The following is a 13,665-nucleotide window of genomic DNA, read 5'->3' on the forward strand; positions in this document are numbered from 1 at the left end:
CTTTAGTTTACATGGGCACAAGAGTGCAACATGTCCAGTTGAGGGTTGATGACCTGAGTTTGTACATCCAATAAACTTAACAAACTTGGGAATAGATTATCCTGACTTAACTTTTGTTTAGTTTGTTGGTTTAAACAATTTACTTGAGCAAGATTATGTTGTTTCCAGCCATCAGAGAACCACATAATCATTGGAATATGTGTTTGTTGGCTCGGTGCGATTGAGTAAGGCGAACCATGCAAATACATACCATGCTCACCTGTCGACTCTCCATGATCAGATAAATACCATAAACCTGTTTGATAATTCGATACTTCTTTTAAAGTATTGATCATTTGGCTTAATACATGGTCTGTATACACGATTGTATTATCATAACTATTTAATAGCTCAGCTGGTGAACAACCCTGTATCGCATTAGTATCACAAGTTGGTTTAAATGGTTGATATCCCTCAGGTGCCCGTTTGTAATATGCTGGTCCATGGCTACCCATCTGATGTAATACAACTAAACGTGGACGTTTATCGTCTTTCGGAATAGAGGCCAAATACTGCTTTAAGCTATCAATGAGAATACCATCAAGACATTCGCCATCTTTACACCATTTTTGCTTTAAGTCTTCTGGAATCTGGTATTGTTCAACACGATCACATGCACCTTTACAACCCGAGTTGTTATCAATCCAAGTCACTTGATAGCCTGCGCGTTTTGCAATATCTAGTAAGCCTTCACGATGGCTTGCCAATTGCTCATCATAATCAGCACGTGGCATACCAGAGAACATACATGGCACAGAAACTGCTGTTGCCGTACCACATGAACTCACTTGAGAGAAATTTAAAATATCTTGTTTAGAAAGCTCTGGGTTTGTATTTTTAGCATACCCATTGAGCGAGAAACTTTCTGCACGTGCAGTTTCGCCCACTACAAGTACCATGAGTTTAGGTAAATCTTTTTGAGTTTGCTGAACTTGATGGGCATCTTCACCGTACTTCACAAGAGGAAGATTTTTCTTAGGCGCTTTTTTACGATAATAAGACATCACCGAAGAAATAGTGTTTTGAGGAGAGATCATCCCTTTTAAATCACGATGTTCTCTAAATATTGCTGCAAAATCAACATAATATGCAAACAACAAACCACCTACAACGGCAAATGCAAGAGCGATTGAAAGTACTTTTTTAAGCAAAAGCGGAAGTATTCTTTCTGATTTGAGTTTTACCTGAGTAATTAAAAAAATAGGTAAAATAACAAAGAAGATTGTCCAGAACCCAAAACGCAAAGACAATAAATCTGTAGCTTCAGCAACATCTGTTTGAGCAATATTCTGAATCTGATCAGGTGAAATAATGACACCTAAAGTATTTACAAAGTACGAGCTAAAACCACCAATAAATACCAGTAAAATGGCAAAAATTTTGGCCGTCCATTTCCAGTTTAAAATTTGTAAAGCCGCATAATAGGTAGCAACAACAATCACTACAGTAGCCGCTAAGAAAAAGGTCGCTTTTATACCTAAATATGGCGTTAACAAATGAACTTTTTTATAAAAACCAAAATTTAGAATTGCACCTAACCAAATGGCTATAATGAAGTTGAACATAAACAGGGAAATCTGCTTATTTCTTAATGTAGAAAAAAAACTCAGCATCTCTGGTTACTACGACCTTTTTTTATGATGCTCTACTGTAAAAATTGAAACTTAAAAATGACTTAAATAATAGAATGATCGGTATAAACCATTTTTAACGGCTTTACGCTACTTATTTATTTCAATTAAAAAAATGAGTCGAGACTCATATGAATCTCGACTCACTTAGCTAAGAAGCATTGAGAATTTAGAAGCTATACTTAGCCATTAAACCAATACGGTTATCTTTATAAGACTGGCCAGCAAACGTTTCACGTTTACCATTGACATATTCAAGGCCTAAATCAATTGGTTTAACAGGCGTATAGATGAAGTTAATCCATGCTTGCTGAACTTTTTCATTACCAGCTGTATATGCTTTTGCATAATCAGTGCCGTCATCAGCAAACTCTGCACCGTACGCTAAAGTTGAACGTAAGTTAGGTAAAATTTTATAAGTACCACCTACTTGTACAGCAACAAATTTATTTTGCTCGATATTATTATTTACTAAAGTATAGGCAGCATTACTACCATATAAATAGCTACTATCACCAACTACATATGAAACATCAGCAAAAACTTTTAAAGGATCAGAAACTTTGAAGTCTGTACCTGCAGCAATACCCCATCCAGTTTTATTATCATCGCCAAGTGATGATTTATAATTTTCTACCAAAGCACGAGCTGATGCAGAACCTTTACCGTCTGCATAACCTTGAGTAATTTTAGCAGTTAATGCAGGTAAGCTATACTTGATGCTATCGCCGGCTGCTGCTGAAGTACTATCACCTTTTTCAGCAGAAACAAACAATTGTGTAGTTGGACCCAACTTGTAGCCATAGCGTACTTGAGGAACACGTTTTGTACCACCACCAACGTTTGTCGAGAAATCGATCATTTCTGGTGCATGAGTTGACAAGAAGTTAGACGTCGTTTGACCAAATAACCAGTCATTATACGTTAAATAAGCATGACGAATACGTAATGAGCCATTCGAATCTGTTGTTGAGCCAGCAAAATCGACTTCGAGTTTACCGCCTACCTTAGCATCGCCAACAGGTGTATTAAAATCTAAACCAAGACGTGTGGTTTTAGCAGTCGAACGTAATTTATCTTTTGTTTTACCATCAGTTTTACTAACATCACCAAAGTCGTTATCGGCACCTTCGATAATATAGTTAGCATCACCACGAACGAAACCATAAAGGTTTACATCAGCACCAGCTTTAGATTTAAAACCTGCTAATGGAGAAGCTGGCGCAGCAACAGGTTGAGGCTGTGCTTTAACTTCAGCTAACTGCACTTGCTGTTGTTGCTGTACTTGGCGCTGTTCTTTAACTAATGCTTTTAATGCTTCAACTTCTTGACGAAGTTTTTGAATTTCCTCTTTTTCAGAGGTTGCCGCATTTGCCCCACTCATCATTAAAGCTGTTACTGTAATAGCTAAACTTTTAACAACAAACGATTTACGATTAAGGAATAGATCCATCAAAAACTCCTAAAAATATATTTTATGTTGCTTATCCATGCCAAGTTGATTCGGTGACCATTGAGCACTAAAAAATCAACTATTCTCCAAATTTGATTGCATTAATTTTATTACCGCAATCAAAACCAATTTTAACGCTGGGTAAGATTAAAAATTCCAAATCAAAAGAAGCAAGACATACTTTTGTTTACAGAACTTTTACCTTGACTTCATGTTGTAACGAATCCTACACAACTCTCTTATCTTATAGAATGATTAAATCATTATTTCATTATTCTTTTTTAGACTTTAGGCTAATAAACCGTCTAAGTGAATATTTTTTTACCGACGTTGCTTGATTCACATAATTTTTCTTGTTACTTCCATCCTTTTTTCCTTTCTAGCGTCCATTTGCTACCCAAACAAGATGGCACAATTAATAAGCCATTTGAATAGCTAAAAATATACATTTTTAAAAGAATGAGTAAAGTTATAAGCACAACTTTTTAGCTTAACTTAATATGAATTAAGTTTCTTTATTTCATCAGCTTAATATCACTTTTTATACAGCTTTTGCTGCCTTCCATACGTAAATAGGAATTAAAAATAGTACAGCAATAGTGACAATAGCTATCAAATAATGGAAATAACCAAGTACATCTCCAATAATTCCACTCAAGGTATAAAGCCCCCCACTTACAGTCGCCATAATCGAAACCTGAAAAGTAAAATCGGTACCTGCATAGTACTTTCGACTGTAATGCATAACCAACGTTAGCATTACAACCAATAGCATGGCAGCAAAGGCATCTTCCAAAGCATTTACAGAATAGATAAGCCATGTATTTATTTTTATCTCCTGCTCATAAGCATAAGCTAAATAAACATAAGCACCTAAACTCATAATTTTTAATATGGAAAAGCTAATTAATGTAGCTGGTCTAGAAAAGTGCTTTAGCACCCACCCTGCAATAAATGCTCCCACTAAAGCAGCAACAGCACCTAGCATAGTGATGTAAACACCAATTTGGGTAAAGCTTAATCCCATATCAACCATTAAGGGTTTAAATAACGGCCCGGCTAAGCCATCTGCCACTTTAAAAGTGATAAGCACCATTAACCAAGAGCGAAGCTCTTTATTTTGAGAAAAATAACTCAAATAAGACTTAATTTTTATCAATAAATTTGGCTGGCTAGACTGATTGTCAGAATGAGAAGCATGAGGAGGCTCTTTGAATAGTAAAACAGGTAGAGTATTGATAAATACTAAAGCAGCTAATAATAAAAAAGTTGGCTGCCATGACAACCAATCTAAACACCATAACACAGCTCCCCCACCTACAATAAAACCAAGCCGAGAGCCTACAACTTGAAATGTATTTCCCCAATGTTGCTGATCATGTTGTAATAAATTGACAGCTAAAGCATCGGTTGCAATATCTTGAGTTGCGCCCGTCGAGTTCATAAATAACAGTGCAATAAAAAATATAAATAAGTACAAAGGCTGATCTAAAGCCTGAATAGGAAAAAAAGATAAAATACAAAGTACTGCCACCGTTAAAAGCTGAGTGGGTAAAATCCAGCTACGATAATGACCTAAACGGGAAATTGCGTGTCGATCCACCCACGGTGCCCAAAATATTTTGATTGACCAAGGCACCATAAGCAGCCCAAAACCACCAATATGCGCGAGTGATACACCTTGAGCTCTTAATATTACGGGCAAAGCATGGGTCATAAAACCCACAGGTAGACCTTGCGCCCAATATAAGGAAAATAGCAAAAGATAAAGATTTTGCTGTCGAAACATATATACCTACTTTTATTTCTTTGTGCGGTAATAACATGAAATACCATGCGTAGTCTTACATTTTGCCAATGAAGCATAGATTTCAAAAGATTAAGATAAAACAAAGGATGATTTAAAACTTAAAAATATGGAACAACATTTCCCTAAGCTACCTCCACAGGTCCCTCAACGTGGTAATGCTTTAAGTCGAGCATTATTTAAAAAACTTTTTTTGGCTCAAGGCTGGACCATAGAAGGTGAAGTTCCTAACTTTCCTAAGGCTGTAGCGATTATTTCTCCTCATACATCCAATATTGATGGCTGGTATGGTTTTTTAGCTATTTTTGGGCTTGGCATTCAAATTACAGTACTAGGTAAAGACAGCTTATTTAAGCCTCCTTTTAAACGTGTTTTAGATTGGGCAGGTGTTATTCCGGTAAAACGTGACTCTGCCAATGGACTGACTGAACAGGTGGTTGCAACCATTCAGGATTATGACAAAATCTGGATTGGAATGGCGCCAGAAGGCACACGTAAGAAAGCAAAAAAAATGAAGAGTGGCTTTTACCATATTGCTGCAAAGGCTAATATCCCGATTGTGATGTTCTCTTTTGATTATGATCGCAAGACTATTCACTGCTTAGGCTATTTAACTCCTAGCGGAAATTATGATGAAGATCTCGCCAAAATTTTTGAACGTTATGATGGAAAAATATCACCGAAAAATCGTAATTGGCTTGCAGAACCTTTACAAAATCTTGTGAAAAAAACCTAGCAAAAATTGAACGAATCTGGTCTGATGGGCCATCTTAATTTATCTTGCCATAGATTGTTTTTCAAAGATGAAAATTGCTCAATTTGCCAGTATCGGATTTATCTCTTTAGCCTTATTTGGCTGTGATAAATTCAGCAAAACACCAACACCGACCACTTCAGTTAAAGCACGCGAACCAGTTATTGCACTTGCCTTAGGCGGGGGTGGAGCAAAAGGATTTTCACATATTGGTGTTATCAAGGTCTTAGAATCACATGGTATTAAACCTAAAATTGTTACGGGTACAAGTGCCGGTAGTTTTGTAGGAAGTATCTATGCCAGTGGGCAAACACCTTATCAGCTCCAAAATCTTGCACTTAAATTACAAGAATCGGATATTCGTGATTTAACGCTTAATCGCCAAGGTATTATTCTTGGACAAAAACTACAAGATTATGTGAACCGTAACGTGGGCAATAAGCCTATTGAGAAATTCCCAATTCGTTTTGCAGCAGTAGCAACCCGTCTTGATAATGGTCAAAAAGCTGACTTTATTAAAGGTAATGCAGGTCAAGCAGTACGTGCATCTTGTAGTATTCCAAACGTATTTGTACCTGCCACTATTGGCAATCAAAAATACGTAGATGGCGGATTAGTTAGCCCAATTCCTGTAAAAACAGCACGTGATATGGGTGCAGATATTGTGATTGCCGTTGATATTTCAGCACGTCCAGCAGGAAATCGCCCGGCGAATATGTGGGGCTTACTTGATCAAACCATTAATATTATGGGTCAACAAAGTATTAATGAAGAGTTAAAGCTAGCAAACGTAGTCATTCAACCTAAAGTTGGACACTTAGGTACACTCGATTTAAAATCAAGTAATGAAGCTATTTTAGAGGGTGAGAAAGCTGCTCAAGGCCAAATTCGTCAAATTGAAACTGCAATTGCGAATTTCAAAAAATCTCCAGCCGCATTTAAGCCAGCACCACGTCCTAAATTTTAATTGAGGTGGTTTTTTTCTATCCACACTTACTATCATCTGCTACAGTGGTAAAAGTGATATGAGATCACTTTTACCCATCATAAAGATATATAAAAGAGCAGATCTATGGAGTTTGTTGTAGAACCTTGGCACTGGTTTGTATTGGGTATCTTACTTATTCTTTCTGAACTGATTATCCCTGCTTTTGCCGCTCTCTGGTTTGGTATTGCAGCCATTATGGTTTGCTTTCTCTATTGGTTATTTCCAGATATTAGCCTTACAACCCAAATTGTATTGTGGATTATTTTATCGGTGCTATGCACCATTCTTTGGTTCAAATTTATTAAACCCTTATCGATTGATAGAACTAAAGCAGGTTTACCTCGTGAGGCCACCATTGGACAAATTGGTATGGTGATTCAAACCGGACTTGCTCATGACCAAATTATTGTCCGTTTCCCTATGCCTATTTTAGGGGCCGATGAATGGAACTGTCGCAGCACTAGCCCTGTGAAAGTCGGTGATCGAGTCCGTGTCATTGATATTTCGGGCAATGACTTAATTGTCCAGCCCCACAGTACTTCATAAACATTAAAGATAAAGAGAGGTTATTTTCATGCCAGTTGGTACCATTATTGTTTTAGCCTTTTTGGCTTTTGTAGCAGTTACTATTTTTAAAGGGGTACGTATTGTTCCTCAAGGTTATAAATGGATTGTTCAGCGTTTAGGGAAATATCATTCCACGCTTAATCCAGGGTTGAACTTTGTTATTCCTTATATTGATGACGTAGCTTATAAAGTCACCACTAAAGATATTGTGCTGGATATTCCATCTCAAGAAGTGATTACCCGTGACAATGCTGTATTGCTTATGAATGCAGTAGCTTATATCAATTTAACAACCCCTGAAAAAGCAGTGTACGGTATTGAAAACTATACATGGGCCATTCAAAACCTTGTACAGACTTCATTACGTTCTATTGTTGGTGAAATGGATCTAGATGATGCACTGTCTTCACGAGATCACATTAAAGCGAAGCTCAAAGCTGCAATCTCTGATGATATTTCGGATTGGGGTATCACTTTAAAAACTGTAGAAATTCAAGATATTCAGCCATCTTCAACCATGCAAGCTGCTATGGAAGCTCAAGCCGCTGCTGAACGTCAACGTCGTGCTACAGTGACTAGAGCTGACGGTGAAAAGCAAGCTGCAATTTTAGAAGCAGATGGTCGTTTAGAAGCATCTCGCCGTGATGCAGAAGCACAAGTTGTCTTAGCAGAAGCATCTCAAAAAGCGATTGAAATGGTAACAAGCGCAGTCGGTGATAAAGAAACACCTGTCGCTTATCTATTAGGTGAACAGTACGTTAAAGCAATGCAAGACATGGCTAAATCGAGCAATGCTAAAACTGTTGTATTACCTGCTGATGTTTTAAATACAATCCGTGGCATTATGGGAAAGCATAATTAATTTAACTGCTTTCAATAAGTCATTGAAATAAAAACGGCGACCTGATGGTCGCCGTTTTCATATTGAGTATTATTGGTTGTTTAATCTTTTTTGATCTTTCAAAGGTAGCTTTTTTACGACTAAGTCATAAGAATCTCGAATCAAATCTTGAAGTAAATCACGAGTTAAGTCTTTATGCGGAGTAATAGAGATCCAGTGTTTTTTATTCATGTGGTAACCCGGAATAATAAATGAATAAAGCTCCTGATATTCCTGACTTTTATATGGATCACATTTAACAGTAATCATTTTTGTGCCCGTTCCTTCCCCTACTAATAAAAACACCTTTTCTAAAATTTTAAAGACGTCGCATTCTGGTCCAAAGGGTTGGCTTTGCTCACTAAAAGGAAGATTACACGCAATCTCTATTGCAACTTGATGGAGCTGATCACCATTCATTCTTATCTCCTTTATTCATTGAATATGAATACAAGCAGGATTATTAATTTGATTTTATATTAGTTGGTACGGGCTAAAAGGAATTGTGAAATCTCAACTAATTCTTTTGCATTTTCACCAAAATGCGCTAAAGCCTCAAAAGCTTGATCATGCAACTCTTTTGCATAAACCTGTGCTTGCTCAAGTCCCATTAAAGCAGGATAAGTCGACTTTTGTACTTGTTCATCCTTACCCGCAGTTTTACCTAAAGTTTCAGTGCTTGAGGTAATGTCCAAAATATCATCTTGCACCTGAAAAGCCAGTCCAATTGCTTGTCCGTATTGACGCAATTTCGGAATTGCCTGATCTGTTCCAGAGAAAATTGTCACTGCACCCATCATAATGGCAGCCTGAATAAGCGCTCCCGTTTTATTACGGTGGATATTTTCTAGTTCGTCTTGAGAAATTTGTTTAGCTTCAGCTTGTAGGTCTAAAACCTGTCCACAAACCATTTTAGAGCTGGCTGTTGCTAAAATTTGAATTTGCTTTAATACAATTGCAGCATCAGTTCCCTGCCCTTGTTCATCAAACAAACGACTCCCTAAAACCTCAAAAGCCATCGACTGTAAAATATCACCTGCAAGTAAAGCGGTATCTTCACCAAATGCTACATGGCAAGTTGGCTGACCACGACGAAGTAAATCATTGTCCATACAAGGCAAATCATCATGCGCTAGGGAGTAGCAATGAATAAGTTCAACCGCAACTGCCGCACGGCGAGCAGCCGCAAAATTTGGATTGTCTTGTAAAGAAGCTGTGGCGTAACACAAAGCTGGACGCACACGTTTTCCACCAAGCATAACTGCATGGTGTACTGCGCTTTTTAAAGGTTCAGGAATTGAAAATGCGGCGAGTGTTGTCAATAAATCTTGTTGAATACGTTGTTGAGCTTGTTTTAAAACATCCGCATTAACTTGAGAGAGTGATGACACAGTCGCCTCGTAAAATCAGTAGAGAAATTTTATTGAATGTGATGAAACATTCATGTGCTACATCATACACGATTCACTGTAAAAAGTGCGTGATGAGTTATAGATGTCAGAAGTAAAAAAGCCTCTCTATCGTAGAGAGGCTTTTCATTTAAATGACTTTTAGAAACTATCACCCGGAACGCGTACCCAACCTTCCATTAAGACACGTGCACTACGGCTCATAATGGCTTTTTTCACTACCCATTGACCATTTGTAAGTTCAGCTTGAGCACCAACACGTAATGTTCCCGATGGATGTCCAAAACGCACTGCTTCACGCTCGCCACCACCAGCTGCTAAATTTACCAATGTACCCGGAATGGCAGCAGCCGTACCAATTGCTACCGCTGCAGTTCCCATCATGGCATGGTGGAGTTTACCCATCGACAAAGCACGAACCAGTAAGTCGACATCATTTTCTGAAACGTTTTTACCGCTTGAAGCTGTGTAATTTTTCGGCTTAGAGACAAATGCAATTTTTGGTGTGTGCTGACGTGCAGCTGCTTCTGAAATATCTTTAATTAAACCCATCTGTACAGCCCCATAGGCACGAATTTTTTCAAAACGTGCTAGTGCTGCTGCGTCACCATTAATATGATCTTGCAGTTCTGTACCTTGGTATCCTAAATCTTCTGCATTTAAGAAAATGGTTGGAATACCGGCATTAATAAATGTGGCTTGAAAACTACCAATCTCAGGCACATCTAATTGGTCAACAACATTCCCTGTCGGGAACATATCACCGCCCTCTTCACCATCATCGGCTGGGTCTAAAAACTCAATTTGAACTTCTGCAGCAGGGAAAGTCACTCCATCCAGTTCGAAGTCACCAGTTTCTTGAACTTGACCATTGGTGATAGGTACATGAGCAATAATGGTTTTTTGAATATTTTTTTGCCAAATTCGAACAGTACAGAGGCCATTTTCAGGAATACGATCGGCATCAACCAAACCATTTGAAATCGCAAATGAGCCAACCGCAGCAGTTAAATTACCACAGTTACCACTCCAGTCCACAAAAGGCTGATCTATTGAAACCTGTCCAAATAAATAGTCTACATCGTGATCTGGCTGTGTGCTTTTAGCGAGAATAACGGTTTTACTGGTACTTGAAGTCGCTCCACCCATTCCATCAATTTGCTTTCCATAAGGATCTGGGCTACCAATGACACGTAGTAAGAGTTGATCTCTTGCTTGACCTGCCACCTGAGCTCTTTCCGGCAAATCATCAAGTTTAAAAAATACGCCTTTACTGGTTCCACCACGCATGTAAGTTGCTGGAATTTTAATTTGCGGTACTGAGCTCATATCAACTGTTATCCTTACTATTGTGTTTTTATATCTCGAAACAAACAGACTTGTTTAGTCATCCGCTTCATCTTAAATCGTTTTGTGATCTAGAGATAGCGTTATGCTTTTATACATCAATCGTATTGACGCAGACTTATTTTGAGAATTTAGATTCATGCTCGCAATGACCGAATTAAGCAAAATCATGAAAAAAAGAGTCTATCAAAAATATATTTTTAGAATATTTTTTAATCATTTTTAAATTATTAAAAGCAAGTTAATGATTTTAAATATTTTTTAGTGTTACTTTTCAGTCACCGCTTGTTAATTTGTAGTCTAGGCTAAAATAAATCCATCTATTAGAATAATTTACTTATTCATAGTGAGTGAAGACCTTTGACCAACGAATCTTCTACACTGCAACGAGGACTAAAAAATCGACATATCCAATTAATTGCTATGGGTGGAGCAATTGGTACCGGATTATTTTTAGGCTCGGCGCAAGTGATTCAATCTGCGGGACCATCCATTATTTTAGGATATGCCATTGGTGGCTTAATTGCTTTTTTAATTATGCGCCACCTGGGAGAAATGATTGTTGAAGAACCTGTTGCAGGATCGTTCAGCCATTTTGCGTATAAATACTGGGGGAAATTTCCCGGATTTTTAGCTGGATGGAATTATTGGATGCTCTATGTTCTGGTTGCGATGAGTGAACTCACCGCGGTAGCCAAATATATTAATTACTGGTGGCCTCATATTCCAGCATGGACGTCTGTCTTATTCTTCTTTGTCGTAATTACGGCAATTAACCTAACAAACGTCAAATTTTATGGTGAGTCCGAATTCTGGCTTGCTATTATTAAAGTTGCTGCTGTTATCTCTATGATTGTTTTTGGCCTTTATTTGCTATTTACAGCAGATGTGGGTTCAAGCATTTCATTTAGTAACCTGTGGTCTCATGGTGGATTTTTTCCAAATGGCTTTAGTGGCCTCTTCTACATGTTGGCTTTCTTAATGTTCGCCTTTGGTGGTATTGAACTGATTGGTATGGCTGCGGCAGAAGCAAAAGATCCGAAAAAGACCATTCCAAAAGCAATTAACCAAGTTGTTTTCCGTATCTTGATTTTCTATATCGGTTCACTAGCGATCTTACTTTCATTAGTGCCATGGAACCAGTTAGATCTTGGCGGTCTCGATAAAAGTCCATTTGTTATGATTTTTAGCCAAATGGGTATTGGTTGGGCTGCACATTTACTGAACTTTATTATTTTAACCGCGGCCCTCTCTGTTTATAACAGTGGGATGTTTGCCAATAGCCGTATGCTTTACGGTTTAGCTCAACAGGGTAACGCGCCAAAAATTTTCAAGAAAGTAAATAAACAAGGTGTACCTGTACCAGCAGTTTTATTATCTGCATTACTTATTTTTGGCTGTGTTCTTTTAAATTACTTTGTACCTGAAGATGCTTTAAGTCACTTAATGTACATTGTAGTTGGAGCATTGGTATTGAACTGGGCGATGATCAGTATGACTCACCTCAAGTTTAAATCAGCAATGAAAAAACTCGGTCAAAAAACTCACTTCCCTGCACTTTGGGCACCATTTAGTAACTATTTGGTTTTAGGTTTCATTGCTGTTGTACTCTACATTATGTGGAGCCAAGGCTTTAAAGAGTCTGTCATGATGATTCCGATCTGGATTATTCTTATGTTTATTTTGTTTAAAGTACTTAATGCTAAAGAACAATAATCTGAACCCTTGTACTTAAAACATGAAAAAAGCCATTGTCTCGACAATGGCTTTTTTATTTAAATTTAAGGCTATAAAATTAAAAGCATATCTGAATGACTGTTTAGAGCCACTGTTTCGTATCATCAGCGACAGGTGTGCCATGAATAACATGCATAATCATTGCATGCGCAATACTGCCCTTAAATGGAATTTCAGGTAACTGATCAAATTTGAAAAACTGAGCATCACTGAGCTCTTTCTCCTGAATTTCAATTTCGCCCGCTTCATATTCGGCTTTAAAGGCCAACATTAAGTTACTCGGAAATGGCCATGGTTGACTCCCCAAATACTGAATATTATTAATGTGTAATCCAACTTCTTCTAATGTTTCACGTCGCACAGCATCTTCTAGTGTTTCCCCTACCTCGACAAAGCCAGCAATTAAACTGTACATATGGCCCGTATTTCTGGCATTTTTAGCCAGCAAAATCTCGTTCTCTCCACGTGTAATAATAGTAATCACACAAGGGTTAACTCTAGGATATTGACTGAAATTACATGCAGGACAAGTCATAGAATATTCAGTCTTATGCTGCTGGGTTTTATGTCCGCAACGGCTACAAAACTGATGATTACGGCACCACTCGAGTAACTGAAAAGCACGACTCGCCTGTTCAAACTGCGGTTTAGTCCAGTACTGCAACAGTTGGCGAATAGGTATGAACTGATATCCATTTGGTATAGGTTCACCTTCTTGGAAATCTCTTGCTATTACTTGAGGGTCTGCTTGTATATGTAAATCATGTTCCTGCTGTTTAAGGCAAGGCAGATTAAAATTCGCATCAACCAAAAGTTGTTGTTGCTGAAAAATATAAGCAATAGGATGGTTGTTGGTATCCATTTATATACTCGAGTGAAGAACCTTTCGATGGCCTCTATAGCTCATTCAAAAGAATCAAGCTTAAAACATATTTTTCAAAAATCTTACGCATATTGGTAAACACCTTCAATTTATTTAATTTGTATCTTTTTGATTAAAATCACATTTTATTCACACACATTATGTTTTTAAGTTATATCCATCTCTTTATA

At 37.7% G+C, this 13,665-nt stretch carries 12 protein-coding genes; 5 read left to right on the top strand and 7 right to left on the bottom strand.

Annotated features, from left to right (window positions below; all coding sequences use genetic code 11):
- Positions 1-2: 2 nt before the first annotated feature.
- The 3 genes from CSB87_RS05825 to CSB87_RS05835 all read right to left on the bottom strand — a co-directional run bounded on the left by CSB87_RS05825 (position 3) and on the right by CSB87_RS05835 (position 4,912).
- The gene (locus tag CSB87_RS05825) at positions 3-1,652 is read right to left on the bottom strand and encodes a phosphoethanolamine transferase (protein WP_031953246.1); all 1,650 of its coding nucleotides are present in this window, start codon (positions 1,650-1,652) and stop codon (positions 3-5) included.
- 187 nt (positions 1,653-1,839) lie between these two features.
- Positions 1,840-3,123 carry a DcaP family trimeric outer membrane transporter gene (locus CSB87_RS05830; protein ID WP_031953247.1) on the bottom strand — a complete coding sequence of 428 codons (1,284 nt, stop codon included), beginning with the start codon at positions 3,121-3,123 and terminating at the stop codon, positions 1,840-1,842.
- Between the two features lie 541 nt (positions 3,124-3,664).
- Positions 3,665-4,912, bottom strand: a complete 1,248-nt coding sequence (locus CSB87_RS05835; protein WP_031959220.1) for an MFS transporter — start codon at positions 4,910-4,912, stop codon at positions 3,665-3,667.
- Positions 4,913-5,039: 127 nt separating this feature from the next.
- Between CSB87_RS05835 and CSB87_RS05840 the strand changes: the two genes are divergently transcribed.
- From CSB87_RS05840 to CSB87_RS05855, 4 genes are all read left to right on the top strand, one after another.
- Entirely contained in the window at positions 5,040-5,666 is a 627-nt protein-coding gene (locus CSB87_RS05840; protein WP_004885444.1) for a lysophospholipid acyltransferase family protein, read from the top strand.
- Between the two features lie 67 nt (positions 5,667-5,733).
- The gene (locus CSB87_RS05845) at positions 5,734-6,651 is read left to right on the top strand and encodes a patatin-like phospholipase family protein (RefSeq protein ID WP_004705841.1); all 918 of its coding nucleotides are present in this window, start codon (positions 5,734-5,736) and stop codon (positions 6,649-6,651) included.
- Positions 6,652-6,756: 105 nt separating this feature from the next.
- Positions 6,757-7,218, top strand: a complete 462-nt coding sequence (locus CSB87_RS05850) for an NfeD family protein (RefSeq protein WP_004885442.1) — start codon at positions 6,757-6,759, stop codon at positions 7,216-7,218.
- Positions 7,219-7,246: 28 nt separating this feature from the next.
- Positions 7,247-8,101: an SPFH domain-containing protein gene (locus CSB87_RS05855; RefSeq protein ID WP_002051299.1), complete on the top strand. Its 855-nt coding sequence runs from the start codon at positions 7,247-7,249 to the stop codon at positions 8,099-8,101.
- Between the two features lie 69 nt (positions 8,102-8,170).
- On the opposite strand, the gene CSB87_RS05860 is transcribed toward CSB87_RS05855, so the two are convergent.
- The 3 genes from CSB87_RS05860 to prpF all read right to left on the bottom strand — a co-directional run bounded on the left by CSB87_RS05860 (position 8,171) and on the right by prpF (position 10,857).
- Positions 8,171-8,539: an MmcQ/YjbR family DNA-binding protein gene (locus tag CSB87_RS05860; protein ID WP_031953249.1), complete on the bottom strand. Its 369-nt coding sequence runs from the start codon at positions 8,537-8,539 to the stop codon at positions 8,171-8,173.
- Between the two features lie 59 nt (positions 8,540-8,598).
- Positions 8,599-9,510 (bottom strand): polyprenyl synthetase family protein, encoded by a 912-nt coding sequence (locus tag CSB87_RS05865; RefSeq protein ID WP_000097114.1) that lies wholly within the window; start codon positions 9,508-9,510, stop codon positions 8,599-8,601.
- Between the two features lie 159 nt (positions 9,511-9,669).
- Complete coding sequence (prpF, locus tag CSB87_RS05870; protein WP_031953250.1) at positions 9,670-10,857, bottom strand: 2-methylaconitate cis-trans isomerase PrpF; 1,188 nt, start codon at positions 10,855-10,857, stop codon at positions 9,670-9,672.
- A 378-nt stretch (positions 10,858-11,235) separates the two neighbouring features.
- Between prpF and CSB87_RS05875 the strand changes: the two genes are divergently transcribed.
- The gene (locus CSB87_RS05875; protein WP_002014084.1) at positions 11,236-12,591 is read left to right on the top strand and encodes an amino acid permease; all 1,356 of its coding nucleotides are present in this window, start codon (positions 11,236-11,238) and stop codon (positions 12,589-12,591) included.
- Positions 12,592-12,694: 103 nt separating this feature from the next.
- On the opposite strand, the gene nudC is transcribed toward CSB87_RS05875, so the two are convergent.
- The gene (nudC, locus tag CSB87_RS05880; protein ID WP_031953252.1) at positions 12,695-13,474 is read right to left on the bottom strand and encodes an NAD(+) diphosphatase; all 780 of its coding nucleotides are present in this window, start codon (positions 13,472-13,474) and stop codon (positions 12,695-12,697) included.
- Positions 13,475-13,665 lie beyond the last annotated feature (191 nt).

The sequence above is a fragment of the Acinetobacter sp. AR_0276 genome, from assembly GCF_003000705.1.
GTDB classification, from domain to species: Bacteria; Pseudomonadota; Gammaproteobacteria; order Pseudomonadales; family Moraxellaceae; genus Acinetobacter; species Acinetobacter nosocomialis.

What these genes read in the sequence shown, in the direction of transcription:
- CSB87_RS05825 (WP_031953246.1), bottom strand. Translation starts at nt 1,652, where the DNA reads ATGCTGAGTTTTTTTTCTACATTAAGAAATAAGCAGATTTCCCTGTTT.
- CSB87_RS05830 (WP_031953247.1), bottom strand. Translation starts at nt 3,123, where the DNA reads ATGGATCTATTCCTTAATCGTAAATCGTTTGTTGTTAAAAGTTTAGCT.
- CSB87_RS05835 (WP_031959220.1), bottom strand. Translation starts at nt 4,912, where the DNA reads ATGTTTCGACAGCAAAATCTTTATCTTTTGCTATTTTCCTTATATTGG.
- CSB87_RS05840 (WP_004885444.1), top strand. Translation starts at nt 5,040, where the DNA reads ATGGAACAACATTTCCCTAAGCTACCTCCACAGGTCCCTCAACGTGGT.
- CSB87_RS05845 (WP_004705841.1), top strand. Translation starts at nt 5,734, where the DNA reads ATGAAAATTGCTCAATTTGCCAGTATCGGATTTATCTCTTTAGCCTTA.
- CSB87_RS05850 (WP_004885442.1), top strand. Translation starts at nt 6,757, where the DNA reads ATGGAGTTTGTTGTAGAACCTTGGCACTGGTTTGTATTGGGTATCTTA.
- CSB87_RS05855 (WP_002051299.1), top strand. Translation starts at nt 7,247, where the DNA reads ATGCCAGTTGGTACCATTATTGTTTTAGCCTTTTTGGCTTTTGTAGCA.
- CSB87_RS05860 (WP_031953249.1), bottom strand. Translation starts at nt 8,539, where the DNA reads ATGAATGGTGATCAGCTCCATCAAGTTGCAATAGAGATTGCGTGTAAT.
- prpF (WP_031953250.1), bottom strand. Translation starts at nt 10,857, where the DNA reads ATGAGCTCAGTACCGCAAATTAAAATTCCAGCAACTTACATGCGTGGT.
- nudC (WP_031953252.1), bottom strand. Translation starts at nt 13,474, where the DNA reads ATGGATACCAACAACCATCCTATTGCTTATATTTTTCAGCAACAACAA.